The organism is Kitasatospora sp. NPDC094028 (assembly GCF_049543595.1).
Classification (GTDB): domain Bacteria; phylum Actinomycetota; class Actinomycetes; order Streptomycetales; family Streptomycetaceae; genus Kitasatospora.
On sequence record NZ_JBMVFA010000031.1, the window covers coordinates 73229 to 90872 of the forward strand.

General features: G+C 73.0%; 16 protein-coding genes. 9 read left to right on the forward strand and 7 right to left on the reverse strand.

The window, feature by feature from the left end; genetic code table 11:
- Window positions 1-28: 28 nt before the first annotated feature.
- The 3 genes from ACPC54_RS32860 to ACPC54_RS32870 all read left to right on the forward strand — a co-directional run bounded on the left by ACPC54_RS32860 (window position 29) and on the right by ACPC54_RS32870 (window position 4278).
- The gene (locus ACPC54_RS32860) at window positions 29-1993 is read left to right on the forward strand and encodes an Ig domain-containing protein (RefSeq protein WP_498970088.1); all 1965 of its coding nucleotides are present in this window, start codon (window positions 29-31) and stop codon (window positions 1991-1993) included.
- A 219-nt stretch (window positions 1994-2212) separates the two neighbouring features.
- Window positions 2213-3247: a ricin-type beta-trefoil lectin domain protein gene (locus tag ACPC54_RS32865; RefSeq protein WP_498970089.1), complete on the forward strand. Its 1035-nt coding sequence runs from the start codon at window positions 2213-2215 to the stop codon at window positions 3245-3247.
- A gap of 71 nt (window positions 3248-3318) precedes the next feature.
- Window positions 3319-4278 (forward strand): ricin-type beta-trefoil lectin domain protein, encoded by a 960-nt coding sequence (locus tag ACPC54_RS32870; protein WP_498970090.1) that lies wholly within the window; start codon window positions 3319-3321, stop codon window positions 4276-4278.
- A 136-nt stretch (window positions 4279-4414) separates the two neighbouring features.
- Here the strand turns inward: ACPC54_RS32870 and ACPC54_RS32875 are convergent, their stop codons facing one another.
- Window positions 4415-5707, reverse strand: coding sequence for an MFS transporter (locus ACPC54_RS32875; protein WP_498970091.1), 1293 nt, complete (start codon window positions 5705-5707; stop codon window positions 4415-4417).
- Window positions 5704-6243 (reverse strand): ArsR/SmtB family transcription factor, encoded by a 540-nt coding sequence (locus ACPC54_RS32880; protein WP_498970092.1) that lies wholly within the window; start codon window positions 6241-6243, stop codon window positions 5704-5706. The genes ACPC54_RS32875 and ACPC54_RS32880 overlap by 4 nt, the downstream gene beginning before the upstream one ends.
- Before the next feature lie 159 nt (window positions 6244-6402).
- Between ACPC54_RS32880 and ACPC54_RS32885 the strand changes: the two genes are divergently transcribed.
- From ACPC54_RS32885 to ACPC54_RS32905, 5 genes are all read left to right on the forward strand, one after another.
- Window positions 6403-6987, forward strand: a complete 585-nt coding sequence (locus ACPC54_RS32885; protein ID WP_498970093.1) for a cysteine hydrolase family protein — start codon at window positions 6403-6405, stop codon at window positions 6985-6987.
- Window positions 6984-7943, forward strand: coding sequence for a GlxA family transcriptional regulator (locus ACPC54_RS32890; RefSeq protein ID WP_498970094.1), 960 nt, complete (start codon window positions 6984-6986; stop codon window positions 7941-7943). Before ACPC54_RS32885 ends, ACPC54_RS32890 begins: the two co-directional genes overlap by 4 nt.
- 161 nt (window positions 7944-8104) lie before the next feature.
- Entirely contained in the window at window positions 8105-8542 is a 438-nt protein-coding gene (locus ACPC54_RS32895; protein WP_498970095.1) for a GNAT family N-acetyltransferase, read from the forward strand.
- A 134-nt stretch (window positions 8543-8676) separates the two neighbouring features.
- Complete coding sequence (locus tag ACPC54_RS32900; RefSeq protein WP_498970096.1) at window positions 8677-9066, forward strand: ArsR/SmtB family transcription factor; 390 nt, start codon at window positions 8677-8679, stop codon at window positions 9064-9066.
- Window positions 9063-9551: an SRPBCC family protein gene (locus ACPC54_RS32905; RefSeq protein WP_498970097.1), complete on the forward strand. Its 489-nt coding sequence runs from the start codon at window positions 9063-9065 to the stop codon at window positions 9549-9551. Before ACPC54_RS32900 ends, ACPC54_RS32905 begins: the two co-directional genes overlap by 4 nt.
- A 248-nt stretch (window positions 9552-9799) precedes the next feature.
- On the opposite strand, the gene ACPC54_RS32910 is transcribed toward ACPC54_RS32905, so the two are convergent.
- The 4 genes from ACPC54_RS32910 to ACPC54_RS32925 form a co-directional block, all read right to left on the reverse strand.
- The gene (locus ACPC54_RS32910; protein WP_498970098.1) at window positions 9800-10888 is read right to left on the reverse strand and encodes an NAD(P)H-dependent flavin oxidoreductase; all 1089 of its coding nucleotides are present in this window, start codon (window positions 10886-10888) and stop codon (window positions 9800-9802) included.
- 167 nt (window positions 10889-11055) lie between these two features.
- Window positions 11056-12399: a TIM44-like domain-containing protein gene (locus ACPC54_RS32915; RefSeq protein ID WP_498970099.1), complete on the reverse strand. Its 1344-nt coding sequence runs from the start codon at window positions 12397-12399 to the stop codon at window positions 11056-11058.
- Between the two features lie 168 nt (window positions 12400-12567).
- Window positions 12568-13278, reverse strand: coding sequence for a carbon-nitrogen hydrolase family protein (locus ACPC54_RS32920; RefSeq protein ID WP_498970100.1), 711 nt, complete (start codon window positions 13276-13278; stop codon window positions 12568-12570).
- 69 nt (window positions 13279-13347) lie between these two features.
- Window positions 13348-14415 carry a hypothetical protein gene (locus ACPC54_RS32925; RefSeq protein ID WP_498970101.1) on the reverse strand — a complete coding sequence of 356 codons (1068 nt, stop codon included), beginning with the start codon at window positions 14413-14415 and terminating at the stop codon, window positions 13348-13350.
- Window positions 14416-14571: 156 nt separating this feature from the next.
- Between ACPC54_RS32925 and ACPC54_RS32930 the strand changes: the two genes are divergently transcribed.
- Window positions 14572-16293, forward strand: a complete 1722-nt coding sequence (locus ACPC54_RS32930) for a putative Ig domain-containing protein (protein WP_498970102.1) — start codon at window positions 14572-14574, stop codon at window positions 16291-16293.
- A 100-nt stretch (window positions 16294-16393) separates the two neighbouring features.
- On the opposite strand, the gene ACPC54_RS32935 is transcribed toward ACPC54_RS32930, so the two are convergent.
- Entirely contained in the window at window positions 16394-17611 is a 1218-nt protein-coding gene (locus ACPC54_RS32935; protein WP_498970103.1) for a cytochrome P450, read from the reverse strand.
- Between the last annotated feature and the right edge of the window lie 33 nt (window positions 17612-17644).

Sequence of the window (17644 nt, forward strand, 5' to 3'; positions counted from 1 at the left end):
TCTCCCGACAGAGAGTCAGGACCGACCCGTGCCCACAGCACGCTCACGCCCCGGCGGAACCCTCCGGAAGCTCCTGCTCGGCGCCCTCGCGCTCGGCCTCGCCGCGGCCGGAACCGCCGGCAGCACCGGAACCGCCTCCGCCCAGGACCGGCCGGACACCACCGCCCAGCCGCCCGCCTCGTCGACGGCCCCGAAGGACCCGCACCCCGCGGCCGAAGGCTGGCGGCAGATCGACGGCACCTGGGTGCAGGTCGGTGCCGTCCGGCCGCACGTGATGCCCAACGCCGACACCTTCGCCCAGCGGCAGGCGGCCAGGGCCCGCGACGCCGCCGTATCGCCCCGCAACAACTACGACCTGCAGATGACCTACCGCGGCGGCCAGGACTCCATCGGCGTCACCACCGGCCAGCCCAAGGTGTACCTGATCTACTGGGGCAGCCAGTGGGGCACCCCGGGCACCGACCCGGCCACCGGCGACGTCACGCTGTCCGGCGACCCGGACGGCGCCGCGCCCTACCAGCAGGACTTCTTCAAGGGCCTGGGCAGCAGCACCGACACCTGGTCGAAGGTGATGACCCAGTACTGCGAGGGCATCACCCCCGGCTCCTCGTCCTGCCCGCCCGAGGCCAACCACGTCGCCATGCCGGCGGCCGGCCAGACCCTCGCCGGCGTCTGGGTGGACAATGCCAAGCCCGCGCCGAAGGCCGCCACCGAGCCGGAGATCGCGGCCGAAGTCGCCGCCGCGGCACAGCACTTCGGCAACACGGACCCGAACCGGAACCGGGACGTGCAGTACATCGTCAACACCGGCCAGGGCCTGGACTCCGACAAGTGGAAGGAACTCGGCTACTGCGCCTGGCACACCTTCATGCGCAGCTCGTCCGGCACCCTCGCCTACACCCTGATGCCGTACCTGACCGACGTGCCCGCCTGCGGCACCAACTGGATCCACCCCGGCGCGCGCGGCCGCCTGGACGGCTACGGCATCATCGGCGGCCACGAGTACGCCGAGACCATCACCGACCAGACCCCCTCCGGCGCCTGGACGGACGCCACCGGCCAGGAGAACGGCGACAAGTGCTCCTGGATCCCGGTCGGTTCCAACGGCGGGATGTTCGACCTGAAGCTCGACACGGGCACGTTCCCGGTGCAGACCACCTGGTCCAACTACGACCACCTGTGCACCGGTGACGACCCGGTCTTCGGGAACCCGCCGCTGCTCGTCACCCGGCCGTGCGAGCAGACCGTCGAGAGCGGAAAGCCCGTCGACATCCCCGTGCTCGCCTCCGACCGGGCCGGGCGCCCGGTCACGTACGGCGCCAAGGGCCTGCCCGCCGGCCTGCGGATCGACCCGGCGACCGGCCGCATCACCGGCACCACGCACGCGACCGGCTGGAGGACGATCACCGTGACCGGCCGCGACGACCGGGGCGACAGCCAGAGCCAGACCTTCCGGGCCGGTTTCTTCCACGGCCCGCAGGTCGGCTGCACGCCGATCGAGCAGCTCAACGACCCCGGCTTCGAGAACCACACCGCCGACCACGGCGTCTGGAACCCGTCCGGGTACAACGTCGTCACCCCGTCCACCGCGCACCAGCCGCACAGCGGCTCGACGTACGCCTGGCTCGGCCAGAACACCGCGACCGACGACTCGATCACCCAGTGGGTGGAGACCACCCCCGGGTACACCACGGAGCACTTCTCCTTCTGGCTGGACGTCACCGGCAGCGCCCCGGGGGCCTCCCCGCCCGGCGGGCCGGCGGCGGACACGCTCGCACTGGAGCTGTACGACCAGTGGAGCGGCAACTACCTGGCCACCGTGAAGACGTGGAGCAACCGGGACGCGACGAACGGCTACCGGCTGCAGTCCTTCGACCTGACGCCGTACGTGGCGGCCGAGTTCGGCTCGACGGTGGGCATCAAGCTGGTCGCGCACTCGACGACCGGGAAGACCGCCTTCCTGGTCGACGACGCGTCGGTGAAGCTGACCTGACCTGACCTGACCTGACCTGACCGGCCAGGGCCGGCCCTGGCCGGCCTGCGCCTGCGGGCCCCGTCCGTGCGGACGGGGCCCGCAGGCACGTACGGACTTCCGTCCGGGGCCGCTCACCCGGCGTGTACACGCGCCGTCTACGCGGTGTGTATCCGGCTGCCGGAGCGTGTCCGGGAGGTCGGGACCAGCCCGGCCCCCCGGAAGGAGAACCGGTACGACATGACACGAGCACACCGCCTCGGCTCCACCGCCCTGCTGGCGGCCGGCGCCCTCCTCCTCGCGGCCGGCACGGCGTTCGCCGCGCCCGCCCTCGACGAGCACACCACCGGCGCCCGCATCACGACGCAGGGGGCTCCCGCCCCCGCCGCACCGCTGCACCTCCCGCCGCCCCGCCTGGCCTCCGGGGACCAGGAGGTCCCGCTCCAGCCGCCGGCGCCGCTGAGCTCGGACCTGAAGCCGAACTCCAAGGCGGGCCCGGCCCCGAAGGCCGTCCAACCACGGGCCGGCAACCCGGTGACCGACATCATCTCGTCCCTCATCGACATCTTCGAGAAGCTCATCGACATCATCCAGAAGGCGCTGGAGAAGCCGGACCGGGGATCCTTCGTGCAGGCGGTCGTCAACGACACCGCGGCACGCACCGGCGGCCACTACAACATCATGCTGGTCGCCGACGACGCCCGCTTCGACGCCTCCTTCGCGCACACCGTCTGGGACGGCCACATCAGGTACAAGGACGGCCAGCTCTTCCGCCTCTTCATCTTCGACTCGGGACACTTCACCCTGCACAGCGACGGCGGGTGGAGCAACTGGGGCTTCTACGGCCGCTTCAGCAGCAACTCGGGCGAAGTCACGTTCTACAAGTCCCCCGGCGACAGCATGAGGAGCGCCGCCAACGACGCCAAGTGCGTCGACGACCAGCAGGGCGGCCTGGGCAACGGCAACCCCATCCAGATCTACGACTGCAACACCACCGACCCGCAGTGGTGGTACCGCGACGGGCAGGCGCTCAAGGTCAGCATCAGCGGCGTCACCAAGTGCCTCGACGCGGGCGGCGGCGGCTGGACCGACAAGGTCCAGCTCTGGGACTGCAACGGCACCCCGCCGCAGCAGTGGTCCTACGACAACGGCGCGCTGCGCAACGCCAAGTGGCAGTACTGCCTCGACATCCCCAACAGCGACCTGGGCAACGGCAACCGGCTGCAGATGTACCCCTGCAACGGCACCGGCACGCAGCACTTCACCCTCCCCTGACGAGGGCCCGCACCGGCCCGGCCGCACCGGTCGGGCCCACCACCACCGACCTCGAACCTAGGTGCACCCCCATGAAGAAAACCCTCCTGGGCTCGGCCCTGCTGCTCGCCGCGGGAACCGTCCTCGCCCTCGGACCCGCCGCGGCCGCGCAGTCACCGGACCGGGCGCCGCTGCCCGCGATCGCCGCCGCGAGCGACCAGGGCGGCATCCCGCTCGCCGCACCCACCGCTCACCCGTCCAAGTCCCCGTCCCCGTCCGCCCCCGCGCACGCGGCGCCGCGCGCGCAGCTCGCCTCGTCCGGCGTCCAGATCACCAAGGACGACATCTCGGTGGGCGGCGCCATCCAGTCCCTGTTCGACCAGTACCCGTCCTACGTCTTTCCGCCGGACGAACTCGTCAAGGGCTTCGTGGCACACGGCGCCGACCTGACCGGCGGTCACTACAACCTGCTCCTGGTCCGCTCCGACGCCCAGTTCTCCATGGACTTCAGCACGGTCCGGGCCTCCGCGATCCTCACCTACAGCAGCGGCATCCGCTACAACCTCTGGATCTTCGACCAGGGCACGTTCACGCTGCGCAGCGACGGCGGATGGACGAACTGGGGCTTCTACGGCCGCTTCAACAGCTCGGGAGGCAACGTCAACTTCTACCGCCTGCCCGGCGGGCCGGTCGTCGGCAAGGACGGCAAGTGCCTGGACGTCCGCGGGTCCGGCACGGGCAACGGGACGCCCGTCCAGATCTACCACTGCAACAACACCAACGCCCAGTGGTGGAACCGGGACGGGCTCGCCGTGAAGGCCCTCGGCAAGTGCCTCGACGCCAACGGCGCCTCGACCGGCGCCCTGGTGTGGCTGTGGGACTGCAACGGCAGCGCCCCGCAGCAGTGGTACTACGAGAACGGTCAGCTGCGGAACGCGCAGTGGTCGTACTGCCTGGACATCCCGAACGGTGACACCACCGACCAGCGGCAGCTGCAGATGTACGCGTGCAACGGCGGCGACACGCAGCGCTTCAGCGTCCCCGGCGACTGAGCACCGCCGCGACACCGCCCGACGAGCCGCCGGCCGTACCCCCTCGGGTACGGCCGGCGGTGCGCGTCCGGGGCCGGGTGGCGGCGGCGCGCCGTCGCCGCGTACCCGCCGTACGCCGAATGGGCCGGCGGGGACGTCAGCGCGTGGCGGCACCCGCCTGGGCGAGCTCCCCGGACACCGGCCGGCCCGGGTCCCCGGCCGGGGCGGCGGCCCGCAGCGCCGCCTCGACCCTGCGGTCGGTGGTCATGGTCGCCGTGACGGCGGTCATGGTGAGCAGGAGGCCGGCCGCGGTGTAGAGCGGGGTCCGGACGTCGTGGGTGTCGGCCAGCCAGCCGCCGAGGAAGGCGCCGAACGGGGCGGCGCACATGGCGAGCATGCGGGAGGTGGAGGCGACCCGGCCGATCAGGTGGGCGGGGACGATCGCCTGCCGGAGGGAGGGGCCGATCACCATCGTGGCGCCCATGCCCACTCCGCACACGGCGAGCGCGAGGCCGGCGACGTACGGGTTCGGGGCGGCGGCCAGGCCCAGGATGGCGAGCCCCTCGACGGCGGCCGTGCAGGTGAGTGCGGTGCCGGTGCCGAGCCGCCGGCCGAGGAAGGAGGCGACGCCCGCGCCGAGCAGGCCGCCGGTGGCCTCCACCGTGAGGAGCAGGCCGAAGCCGAAGGTGCCGACGCCGAGCCGGTCGTGCGCGAAGAGGGCGAGCACCGTCTCCACGGCGAGGAAGGCGACGTTCCCGACCGCCGGGCGCAGCGCGAGCCCGAGCAGCAGCCGGTCCCGGAAGACGTACGAGGCGCCGGCCCGGGCCTGCCGCAGCAGCGACTCGCGGGCCTGCGGCACGGGCCGGGGCGCGGCGGGGAGCGAGCGGACGAGCAGGGCGGAGACCGCGAAGGACACCGCGTCGGCGATCAGCGGGAGCGACCGCCCGAGCGCGAGCAGGGCGCTGCCCGCGGGCGGCCCCGCGAAGCCGGACGCGGCGGTCTTGGTGCCGCGCAGGCGGGAGTTGGCGCGCTCCAGGAGCGCGGGGTCGCGGCCGAGCAGGTCCGGCAGGTAGGCCGTGGCGGCCGTGTCGCAGAAGAGTCCGCCGAGGCCGAGCAGGAAGGCGACGGCCGCGAGCAGTGGGATGCTCAGGGCGTCGAGCGCGGCCGCCGCGGCCGGTACGGCGAGCAGCAGCGCCCGCGCCGCGTCCGTGATCCACATCGTGCGGCGCCGGTCCCAGCGGTCCACCAGCGCGCCGCCGAGCACCCCGAAGAGCAGCCACGGCAGCGTGCCGGCGGCCGTGACGACGGCGAGCGCCATCGGATCCCGCGTCAGGGTCAGGGCGAGCAGCGGCAGGGCGGCGTGCGACACGCCGTCACCGAGCGAGGAGATCGTCTGCGCGGTCCACAGCCGTCCGAATCCGGCCGGCAGGGTGCGGGGGTCGGTGGTCATTCGGCGTCTCCCTCGGCCCGCTCGCCCTGGGCCGGGTGGAAGAGGGCGAAGACGAGCGACGCGTCCGGCAGCGCCGGGTCGGACAGCTCCCGGTACTCGTCCGCGAGGGCGTGCAGCCGCGCGGCCAGCTCCGCGAACTGCTCGTCGGTGAGCCGCAGATGGGCCATCCGCACGTGCCGCTCGCTCGCCACCGGCGCGGCTTCCAGGTCGGCCACCGCGTGCCGCATCAGCACGTCCGGCCCGCCCTCCCCCGGGTCGGGCAGCTCGATCGACCGCGCGGCCATCGCGTAGTACCGCTCGTTGACGCCGCGCACCTTCCGGATCCGCACCACCTTCACCAGGCCGGCCCGTTCGAGCAGTCGCACGTGGTAGCTGGAGCTCCCCTTCGCGAGGCCGACGCGCTCGGCGATCTGGGTGATCGTCGCGGGCTCGAAGCGGAGCACCGCCATGATCCGGTGGCGGGTGAGGTTGGAGACGGCGCGCAGTTGCTCGTCAGTGGTGACCCGGAACGTCTCGGGAAGATCATCGGTCGGCATGCCCTCAATGGTCAACACTTCTTGACCATTGCGCAAGGGGTTTCCGCCCGACCGCCCGGGCCGCCCTCGGACCGCCCGCGGACCGCTTGACCGGATCGTTCCGCATCCGGGCCCGATGGTGCCTACGCCCGGGCCGGTGCCAGGGGCCATGATCGAGGCATGAAGAACGCACTCCTCGTCATCGACGTCCAGGAATCCTTCCGGCAGCGCGAGAACTGGGCCGCCGTCTCCAACCCCGCGATCGTCGACCGGGTGAACGAACTCGTCGAGCACGCCCGGGGCCGCGGCGACCTCGTCGTCTGGGTCCTGCACTCCGAGCCCGGCACCGGCACGCTCTTCGACCCGGCCCGCGGCTTCGTCCACCTGATCGACGGCCTGGTGCCGGCCGAGGGCGAGCCCGTCGTGACCAAGACCTCGCACAACGCGTTCACCACCACCAACCTCCAGCAGCTGCTCACCCAGCAGGGCGTCGGCGGCGTCGTGGTCAGCGGCATCCGCACCGAGCAGTGCTGCGAGACCACCACCCGGGTCGCCAGCGACCTCGGCTACGAGGTCACCTTCGTCACCGACGCCACCGCCACCCACCCGATCGAGCACCGGGACGCCCCCGCCGGGCGCAGCCTCGCGGAGGTCCTCGCCGATCCGCGCACCCTCTCCACCGACGACATCATCGCCCGCACCGAGTACGCTCTGGCCGGCCGCTTCGCCACCGTCACCACCGTGAAGGAGCTGACCGGATCGTGACCCGTGTCGTCTTCCTGCTCGTCCCGCACGTGCACCTGCTGGACCTCGCCGGGCCCGCCCAGGTGTTCTCCACCGCGGCCGACCACGGCCTCGGCTACGAGAGCGCGTACGTGGCCGAGCAGGAGGACGTCCCCACCGCGCAGGGCGTCACCCTGCGCGCCGCCACCGCATGGCCGCGCCTCGCGCCCGGCGACCTCGTCGTGGTGCCCGGCTGGCGGGCGCCGCACCTGCGGTCGACCGGGGCGCTGGCCGCGGCCACGCTGGACCAGCTCGCCGCGCACCACGCCGCCGGCGGCACGGTCGCGAGCGTGTGCGCCGGCGCCGACGCGCTCGGCCGCGCCGGGCTGCTGGACGGCCGGCGCTGCACCACCCACCACGACCTCCAGGACGAACTCACCCACCGCTACCCGCGGGCGAGCGTCGTGCGCGACGTGCTCTACGTCGTCGACGACCGGGTCGTCACCTCGGCGGGCATCGCCAGCGGGATCGACCTCGCGCTGCACCTCGTCGCCGTCCGGCACGGCCCGGCGGCGGCCGCCCGGATCGCCCGCGAGATGGTCGTCTACGCCCGCCGCAACGGCGACGAGCGGCAGACCAGCGCGATGCTCCGGCACCGCGGACACCTCGTCGACGCCGTCCACCGCGTCCAGGACCTCATCGACGCCCACTACGCCACCCGGCTCGGCCTCGCCGACCTCGCGGCCTCCTCCGGCGTCAGCGAACGCACCCTCACCCGCCACTTCACCGAGGCCACCGGGCTCACCCCGCTGCGCTACCAGCAGGAACTGCGGGTCGAACGCGCCGAGCACCTCATCGCCCACGGCGCGACCACCGAGACGGCCGCCCGCGCGGTCGGCTTCCAGGACGCCCGCATGCTGCGCCGCCTCCGCGCCCGTACGGCGAGCGAGGGCGGGCGCGGGGCGGGGAGTGGGACGGGAGCCGGCGCCAGCGCCTAAAGGGCGCCCGGCTCCCGGTCCTTTTGTTCGGATCGGCACTGTCCGGCGCGTCGGCCACCGGGAATACTGGGCCCGTCACAGCGCAGGTGATCAACTCCCGGAGCCGGCACGGGGGGTGACGTCCCAGCGCGCGAACTCCGCCACCAGCAAGGGGAAAACACGTGGTCACCATCGGCAAGCTCACCCCGTCCGACCGCGAGGAGTGGGAGGTCCTCTTCCGCGCCTACATCGAGTTCTACGAGCGCGAGCTGCCGGACCACATGTACGAGCGCGCCTGGACGGCCTTCCAGGACGACACCCGGATGCACGCCTTCGGCGCCAAGGTGGACGGCCGGCTGGTCGGGATCGCCCACTTCCTCGTCCACGCCAGCACCTCGGCGCCGGACGCGTGCTACCTGCAGGACCTGTTCACCGCGCCGGACACCCGCGGCCAGGGCGTGGGCCGCGCGCTGATCGGGGCCATCGCCGACTGGGCGCGCGACCGGGAGTGCTCCCGCCTGTACTGGCTCACCCACGAGACCAACGCGACGGCGCGACGGCTCTACGACAAGGTGGCCACGAACCACGGGTTCATCAACTACCGGATCGACCTGCCGTAGCCGCCCGGCTGGGTCCTCCGCCTTCCGGGTCCTCCGCCCTTCCTCACAGCCTTCCGCAACCGATCGGTTGAATACCGCGCCAGAGCGGCGTAGCGTTGTCGACAACCGATCGGCTGAGGAAGCGCAGGTGCACGGTGGCCGTCGACCAGTTGTCCCGGGCGTTCGTCGCCCTGGCCGATCCGACCCGACGCGACATCGTCGCCCGCCTCGCGGTCCGCGACGCGACCGTGGGCGAGCTGGCGGAGTCGTACGCGATCTCGATGCAGGCCGTCTCCAAGCACCTCAAGGTACTGGAGGAAGCCGGCCTGGTCAGCCGCAGCCGGGATGCGCAGCGGCGGCCGTGCCACCTCGAACCGCAGGTGCTCGACGTGATGACGGACTGGATCGAGCGCTACCGCCGGCAGGCGGAGCAGCGCTTCGGCCGCCTGGACGCCGTCCTCGCGGCCATGGACGCACCCGGGCTCGACCGGCCCTCGCCCGAAGGGGCCGAGGCCGAGCGGAACGAAGAAGGAGAATCGCCATGACCTCCACCACCGGCCACGAGACCCGCATCGAGGCGGACCCGGCACTGCCGACCATCCGGATCGTCCGCGAGTTCGACGCCCCGCCCGCCCGGGTCTTCCGGGCCTGGATCGAGCCGGACCTGGTCGCCCGGTGGCTCGGCCCCGAGGACCTCGATCTGAAGATCGACACCTGGGACGGCCGCACCGGCGGCCACTACCGCTACACCATGCACCGCGACGGCCGGGAGGTCGCCGCCTTCTACGGCTCGTTCCACGAGGTACGGCCGAGCACCCGGCTCGTCCAGACCTTCACCTTCGAGGGCGTGCCGGACGGCGTCTCCCTGGACACCGCCCGGTTCGAGCCCGTCGGCGAGGGCCGCACCCGCGTCACGGTGCTCTCGGTGGTCGACAGCCTGGTGGCGCGCGACGCGATCCTGGCCAGCGGCATGGAGACGGGCGTCACCGAGGGCTACCGGAAGCTGGACGCCCTCCTCGCCTCGGCCTGACGCCCGCCCGGTCCCCGCCTCGGGCGGCCCGGCCCCGCCCCGGGAGCGGGGCCGGGCCGCCCGAGGGTCGGCGAAGCCGGCCGGCGGATCAGCCGTGGAACACCTGCAGTTCGCGGACGGCGTCGTTGAAACCGTCCCCCAGCCAGCCGATCGGCAGGTCCACGGTCTTCACCGCCCCGAGCGTCGTCATGGCCGGGGTGGCCCGTCCTGGGCTCGGGCCCGTGGACGCTCGGCGTGGGCCCGGGTGGTCAGGTGCGGAGCCCGGCCTGCTCGACGAGGGCGGCGAGGTACTCCCGGGCCGGGCGCGGCCGGGCGAGCGGGGCGGCCTGCCCGGCCCAGAGGTTGAGGTAGTCGGGGAGCCCGCGCTCGACGGCCGCGCGGCGGATGGGCGCGGTGAGCGTGCCCTGGACGGGGTACGGCGCGAACCGGTTCTCCTGGCCGGCCATGTCCCGCACGAACCGGTTGGCGATGGTCCGGGCCTGGCGGCCGGAGAAGGCGCTGGTCAGCACCGTCACCCGGGCGTCCGGGCCCCTCAGGGCCTGCTTGTGGGCGGGGCTCGCGCCGGATTCGTCGGTGGCGAGGAAGCCGGTGCCGATCTGGACGGCGTCCGCGCCGAGCGCGAGTGCGGCGGCGATCCCCCGGCCGTCGACGATCCCGCCCGCGGCGACCACCGGCGCCGAGACGGCGTCGACGACCTGCGGGACCAGGGAGAACGTCCCGACCAGCGACTCCTCCACCGGCCGCAGGAACGCCCCGCGGTGGCCCCCGGCGTCCGACCCGGACGCGACGATCGCGTCGACGCCCGCCTCGTCGAGCGCGACCGCCTCGTCGACGGTCGTCGCCGTCCCGAGGGTGACGATGCCGCGGCGCCGGGCCTCGGCGAGCACGCTCGCGGGCGGGATGCCCATGACGAAGCTGAACACCGGCGGCCGGGCCTGCAGCAGCGCCTCCACCTGCTGCTCGAAGTCCTGGCCGAACGTCTTGGGGAACTCCGGATCGGGCAGCCCGAGCCGGTCGAGGCACGGGCGCAGCGGCCCGAGGTGGGCGGTGAACTCCGCCTCGGTCAGCGTGAGTTCACGCTCGCCCGGCTGCGGGACCCAGAGGTTGACCGCGAACGGGCGGGCCGTCCGGGCCTTGATGTCCGCGACGGTGGCCGCGATCTCCGCGGGGCCGAGGACGTGGGCGCCGTACGAGCCCAGCCCGCCGCCCTCCGACACGGCCGCGGCCAGGTCGACGGTGGAGTAGCCGCCCCCGAACGGGCCCTGCACGACGGGATGGTCGATTCCCAGGAGCTCGGTGATGCGAGTACGGGCCGACGACGTGCGATCGACGGACATGCCCCCTCCTTCGTCCAGGCTCCCGCGACGGCGGGCACGCCACCCGGGGCCACCCCCGATCACACCACCATCTCCCGTGCCGGGTCTACGTGTTGGCCCTCACAGCGCCCCGCCGTACGCCCCGCCGGACGCTCCGCCCGCCCGGCCGCCGTCGCGGAGTGCTCGGGCTACTTCGCGTCGGCGGCGATCACGGTCCACGCGTCGGTGGACGTGTCGTCCAGCCGGAGGTCGAACGCGAAGGTGATCGGCCTGCGCTCGCGCGCGTCGCCGCGGAGCACCTGCTCGGTGCGCCGGTCGACCTCGTAGTAGACGCCCTCCGCGTCGACCGCGACACGGAAGACGATCGGCTCGCGCGAGACCAGCGAGCGCACCGTGACCGACCTGACGACGGCGTCACGCATGACGGTCCGATCGGCCGTGCGCACGGACGTGAAGTCCAGGCTGCCGTCGTTCATGACCCACTCTTCGAGGAACCGCTCGACGGCCACCTCCAGGACCGCCTTGTCGAACCGGCCGTCGAGCACGCTCAGATCGCCGGCGGCGGTGTCGGCGTCCGTGCTCCACGAGATGTTGGTGAGCGACAGGATGTCGCCCGCCCCCTTGACCGCGGTCTTCCCGGCCACTTCGAGCACCGCCTCGCGGGCGACCTCCTTCTGGTCCCAGCCGTCCGTCTCGATGGCGTTGGTCAGGTGGTGCGCCCCCTCGGCCGCCTGCTCCACCGAGGACACGATCCACTCTCCGGCCCGGTTCTTGCGCAGCGTCCAGTACTCGACCGGGCGGGTCGAGTCGTCCTTGCGCACGGCGTCCGGGCCGGAGCCGCGGCGTACGTAGTCCCTGAGCGTCGCGGTGACCCGGAAGGTGACGGTGTCGTTCGCCTCGCCCGCGCGGTTGGCGACGTCGACCAGCTCGACCTCCGGGCCGGAGACGATCTCCACGACGTTGACCTCGCCGCGGGACTCGTAGTCGCGCAGCTGGTCGGCCCACTTGCCGTAGAGCACCGGGGAGAGGATCTGCTCCAACGTGGCGTGGTCGTGCCTGGTCCAGGCGTCCTGGGCGGTCCTGTACAGCTCGACGGCCCGGCGCTCCAGCGCGGCGCGGTCGAAGGTCGCGTCGGTGTCGGCGATGGCGTCGACCCGGGCCGCGACGTGGGCGGCGCGCTCGCGCGCCTGCGCGTCCGCGCGGTGCGCCGTACGGTCGGACACCGTGTTCAGACCGGCTGCCTGCGCCGTCTTCCGGTGCCGGTGCACGAGCCACAGGACCAGGAGGAGGACGGCCACGATCACCAGCAGGGTGAGGAACCCGCCGCCGCCGGCTCCGAAGCCGAAACCGTAGCCGAAGCCGCCGCCGGTCGACCCGTGGATGCCGCCGCCGTGGCTGCCTCCGCCGCCCCCGTGACCGCCCCCGCCGCCGCTGAACCCGTGGCTGCCACCCCCGCCGCGGGCATAGGCGACCGTCGGGCCGCTCAGCGCGACGACTCCAGCGACCACAGTTGTCCAGCGACGGGCGCGCACCGGGCTCCCCCTTCAGGAATCAGAGCTGTTCCTTACGAGTCTACGAGCCGGGCCGCCGGTCGCCCCAGGGCGGGGACGCCATGGCTGGATTCTCGGGTGACCGGTGGATCCCTGGTCGACGGCAGGGCCACGCCCGGGGCGCCCGGCACTACTCGGACGCCCTGGGCGCTACGGGAGGATGTCGGCGACGGCCACCGTGGTCGTGCGGTCGTCGGCCTCCGCCAGGAGGGTGCCGCCCGGGGCCCACAGTGCGGCGCCGCCGCAGCCGGTCCACGGGCCGGACGGGCCGACGTGGTTGGCGAGGACGACGTACATGTCCGAGTCCTTGGCGATGCCCGGGTAGAGCGTCGCCCGCTCGTGAACGCCGTTGCCGGTGCCGTAGAGCGAGCTGGCGAGGTGCACCTGGCAGCCGTCCGCGGCGCCGCGGGCGGTGAGATCCGGGAAGTGGTTGTCGAAACAGGTGGCGAGCGCGAAGCGGACGCCACCGAGTTCGAAGCGGCCGTCCCGATCGCCCGCGGTGAAGATGCCCTGCTCGTGCTCGTAGAGGTGCTGCTTCAGGTAGGTGGTGATCAGCTCGCCGTCACTGCCGTACACCAGCGTGCCGATGGCGGGCCGAGGTCCGTCGGTGGGAACGGCGCAGTTGACGACGGTGGCGATCCCGGTGGACCGCAGGGCGTCCAGGCGGGCGTCGTCCGCCGTCACCCACAGGCCGGGATCGTCGGCCATCATCCGGAGTTCGTACCCGGTCGGCGCGAACTCGGGGAACACGATCAGCTCGGCGCCCTGCTCGCGCGCGTGTCCGGCCAGAGCGGCGAGTTGCCGGATATTCGCGGGTATGTCTCCGGGAACGCAGGTCAGTTGGGCTGCAGCGATCTTCATGGGGGCGAGCATGACACAGCCCGGGAGCAGGATGCTCGGTCGTCGCGGCCCGCCCGGCCGCCGGCGGGCTCAGCGGCGCCAGCGGTGCAGGGCTTCCCACTCCTCGGTGATCCAGGTGCCGTCGCCGACCGGCATTACGACGTCGACCTCGCGCATCGGGTATTCGAGGCGGCCGTGCAGGGTGCCGGTGGCGGGGTCGGCGAGCCAGTGGCTGTACTCCCGCCACTCGTCCTCGCCGAACATGAGGACGGCGGCCTCGTCGTACGTGTTGTGGAGGGTCACGATCACCGTGTCGTCGTCCACGTAGCCGCCGGTGGAGATCGACGGCCGGTTGTGCACCGAGCAGTCGCCGGTGCCGGGGGCCGGGAAGTCGCCCAGGGCGAGGGTGGCGGTGACCTGGTAGCCGGGAAGGCGGTGCCAGGCGAGGTCCCGGCCGCGCCGGTCGACGGTCATGCAGCGGGTGGACGTCGAGTCGACGTCCAGGTAGCAGCGGTCGACCGGGAGCCGGTCGCCGTGGTCCTGCGGGACTTCCCGGCCGAGCTTGATGGCCCCCGACTCCCAGCGCGCCTCGTAGTGGGTGCGCGGCACGCCCTCGCCGGCGACTCTGACGCCGGCGACCTGCTCGTTCTCGTCCCAGAGCAGGTGGACGTGCCGCTCGTAGCCGCCGCACGGGAGCAGGCTCTCGGCCAGCACCGTCCCGGCGGCGTCCAGGGTGAGGATCCGGGTGGCGTCCGGCAGGCCGGAGGGCACCCGCAGCCAGATCCGCAGGCCCCGGTCGGCGCCGCCCGCCGGGGAGCCGCCGGTGAAGTCGAGGTCGCCCCAGCGCCACACGTCCCAGGTGCCGTACGGCTGTTGCCACAGCCGGGTGCCGTCCTGCGCGATCGCGACGTACGCCTCCGCGGCGCCGAAGACGGTGAACGACAGGTCGGGGGCCGTCCACTGCCTCCCGTACGGGTTCGGGGTCGGGGCCGGGAACTCGGCCAGCAGCTCCGCCTCCTCCTTCAGTTCGTAGACGCGCAGTGACCGGGCGCTGCGGATCTGCAGGCGGGGGACGGGGCCGGTGGGGTCGAGGGCGGTCTGGGCGCCGTGCCGGTCCGGGATCGGATAGGTGGCCACCAGTTGCGGAGTGATCGTCATACCCCCATCCTCTCGCGCTCCCGTCTCCTCATCTGATGCTCAGACTGGATGTGTTCCGTTCAAGCTCCGCTTACCCCATCATGGGACGGTGTCCAGCGCGCCTACGCGCGTAGCACCGCCCCCTGTACCTTCCCCACGGCACAAGGAGCTTGACCCATGCTCAGACACATCGGCGCCGTCCGCCCGCTCGCCCTGGGCGCCGTCGTCCTCACCGTGCTCGCCGGCGCGACCGCCGCCCCCCACCGGGCCGCCGCCGCGAGCGCCACGACCGCCGCACCGGCCGCCGCGGCCACGCAGCACCGCGTCCTGTTCGACAACAGCAAGGCGGAGACCGCCGGCAACGCGGACTGGATCATCAGCACCAGCCAGCCGGACCCGCTCGCCCAGAACGCCAACCCCCAGTCCGAGACCGACTGGACGGGCGCCATCTCCGCCTGGGGCGTCGCCCTCCAGAAGACCGGCCAGTACAGCCTCAAGACGCTGCCGAGCGGCTCCACCATCACCTACGGCACCGGCGGCGCGCTGGACCTCGCCAACTTCGACGAGTTCGTCCTGCCCGAGCCGAACATCCGGCTCAGCGACGCCGAGAAGACCGCGGTCATGACGTTCGTGCAGAACGGCGGCGGGCTGTTCCTGGTCTCCGACCACACCCAGAGCGACCGCAACAACGACGGCTGGGACTCCCCCGCCATCATCAACGACCTGATGACCACCAACTCGGTCAACAGCAACGACCCGTTCGGTCTCTCGGTCGACCTGCTCAACATCCAGACCGACAACCCGCGGGCGATCACCGACGCCACCGACCCCGTGCTGAACGGCCCGTTCGGCACCGTCACCGGCAGCATCATCCGCAACGGCACCACCTTCACCCTCAAGCCCGCCGACAACCCCTCCGTCAAGGGCATCGTCTACCGCACGGGCTACTCCGGCACCACCGGCGCCTTCTTCGTCACCAGCAGCTTCGGCAAGGGGCGGGTCGCCCTCTGGGGCGACAGCTCGGCGATCGACGACGGCACCGGCGAGCCCGGCAAGACCGTCTACAACGGCTGGGACGACCCGGCCGGCACCGATGCCGCCCTCGCCCTCAACGCGACCTCCTGGCTCGCCGGCAGCGGCGGCGGCACTACCACCGGCAGCGTCAGCCTCACCAACCCCGGTGCCCGGACGGCCACCGCCGGCACCGCCACCAGCCTGCAGCTCTCCGCCACCGACACGGCCGGCGGCAGCCTGAGCTACGCCGCGACCGGCCTGCCCGCCGGCCTGAGCCTCAACGCCGCCACCGGCCTGATCAGCGGCACCCCGAGCACCGCCGGGACGTACTCGGTGACGGCCACCGCGACCGACTCCACCGGTCCGTCCTCCTCCGTCACCTTCGCCTGGACCGTCCAGCCCGCCGGCGGCACCGGCTGCACCGCCGCCCAGCTGCTCGCCAACCCCGGCTTCGAGGCCGGCACCACCGCCGGCTGGACCGAGACCAACACCAGCGGCACCAGCACCATCAACAGCAGCTCCAGCGAGCCGCCGCACTCCGGCACGTACGACGCCTGGCTGGACGGCTACGGCAGCACCAACACCGACACGCTCGCCCAGACGGTGACCCTGCCGGCCGGCTGCAGCAGCTACACCTTCAGCTTCTGGCTGCACATCGACACCGCCGCGAGCAACACCACCGCCTTCGACACCCTGAAGGTGACCGCGAACGGCACCACCCTGGCGACCTACTCCAACGTCAACGCGGCCGCCGGCTACCAGCAGCACAGCTTCAACCTGTCCGGCTACGCCGGGCAGACCGTGACGCTCAAGTTCACCGGCTCCGAGGACTACACCAAGCAGACCTCCTTCGTCCTGGACGACACCGCCGTCAACGTGGCGTGAGCCGAGGGCCCGTCCTCGAACCTCCGCAGGCGGGGGTTCGACGACGGGCCCCATGACCGGTGGCCCCGCTCCCCGCCCGGGGAGCGGGGCCACCGGCGTCTCACCAGACGACCGGGACGGCAGCGGCCATGATGGCCATCCGGTGCGGGTGCCAGGGGACTTCGGCCGCCGGCACGGCCAGCCGCAGGCCGGGGAAGCGCTGCAGCAGCACCCGGAAGGCGATGTCGGACTGCCGGCGCACCAGGTGCGCGCCCGGGCAGTGGTGCCGGCCGTGCCCGAACCGCAGGTGCGGGTTGGGCGAGCGCTCCGGCTCGTACCGCGCGGCGTCGGGGAACGCGTCCGGGTCGAAGTTCGCCGCGTCCAGCGAGAGCAGCACCAGCTCGCCGGCCCTGACCCGCGTGCCGCCGAGCGAGGTGTCCCGGGTGACGAAGCGCGGGATCGCGTTGCCCAGCACGACGCTGCACCGCAGCAGTTCTTCGACGTGCCGGGGCGTCGCCTCGGGGCTCTCCCGCAGGGCGGCCATCGCCTCGGGCCGCTGCAGCAGGTTGAAGGCGGCGACGCCCAGGAAGCTCGCGAAGTCCTCGTAGCCGCTGACGAACAGCACGGCGACGATGTTGGACAGCTGCTTCTCGTCCAGCCCCCGCCGCTCGGCGTTCAGGTCGGCGAGCCGGTCGGCGAGGCCGCGCGGGCTCCCCGGGGTGCGGGCGGCCAGGTGCGCCGCCAGGTAGGCGCGGATCTCCTCCCAGTTGACGGCCAGTTCCTCGTCGGAGTACGTCGACATGGTGAGGTCCCGGTCGGCGCGTTCGGCGAGCCACTGCCGGTCCTCGAAGGGCAGGCCGAGCAGCCGGCACAGGCACTGCGCGGCCACCCACTCGGCGAAGTGCCGCTGCAGGTCGCCCGGTGCGCCCTCGGCGGCCATCCGCTCAAGGCCCTCCAGGGTGACCTCGGCGACCCAGTCGGCGGGCAGCTCGGGCTGGTTGCGGCCGAGCGCGGCGAGCACCTCGTCGCGCAGCCCGGCCTGGTGCAGGTAGGCCATGGCCCCCATCAGTTCGGGCGCCAGGATCGGGGCGTCCTGGGTGGGGCTGTCGGCCTCGCCGAGCACCGAGCGGGCGAAATCGCGGTCCCGCAGGACGTCGCGGGCCAGGTCGTAGCCGGTGACCAGCCACGCCTCGCCGCCGGAGTTGGTCCGGACCCGGGTGACGGGGCAGCGACCGCGCAGCTCGTCCAGTTCGGGGGCGAGGCGGTCGCCGTCGGTGCTGAACGGGTAGCGGGGCAGCGCCGTGTCCTCGGGGGTGGCGGGTGCCTGGGGTGCGCTCACGTGGCGCGGTCCTTTCTCTCGGACGGGGAGGGA

Excerpts from the sequence above, each read along its gene's own strand:
- ACPC54_RS32865 (WP_498970089.1), top strand. The coding sequence starts at position 2,213 with ATGACACGAGCACACCGCCTCGGCTCCACCGCCCTGCTGGCGGCCGGC.
- ACPC54_RS32870 (WP_498970090.1), top strand. The coding sequence starts at position 3,319 with ATGAAGAAAACCCTCCTGGGCTCGGCCCTGCTGCTCGCCGCGGGAACC.
- ACPC54_RS32875 (WP_498970091.1), bottom strand. The coding sequence starts at position 5,707 with ATGACCACCGACCCCCGCACCCTGCCGGCCGGATTCGGACGGCTGTGG.
- ACPC54_RS32880 (WP_498970092.1), bottom strand. The coding sequence starts at position 6,243 with ATGCCGACCGATGATCTTCCCGAGACGTTCCGGGTCACCACTGACGAG.
- ACPC54_RS32885 (WP_498970093.1), top strand. The coding sequence starts at position 6,403 with ATGAAGAACGCACTCCTCGTCATCGACGTCCAGGAATCCTTCCGGCAG.
- ACPC54_RS32905 (WP_498970097.1), top strand. The coding sequence starts at position 9,063 with ATGACCTCCACCACCGGCCACGAGACCCGCATCGAGGCGGACCCGGCA.
- ACPC54_RS32910 (WP_498970098.1), bottom strand. The coding sequence starts at position 10,888 with ATGTCCGTCGATCGCACGTCGTCGGCCCGTACTCGCATCACCGAGCTC.
- ACPC54_RS32920 (WP_498970100.1), bottom strand. The coding sequence starts at position 13,278 with ATGAAGATCGCTGCAGCCCAACTGACCTGCGTTCCCGGAGACATACCC.
- ACPC54_RS32925 (WP_498970101.1), bottom strand. The coding sequence starts at position 14,415 with ATGACGATCACTCCGCAACTGGTGGCCACCTATCCGATCCCGGACCGG.
- ACPC54_RS32930 (WP_498970102.1), top strand. The coding sequence starts at position 14,572 with ATGCTCAGACACATCGGCGCCGTCCGCCCGCTCGCCCTGGGCGCCGTC.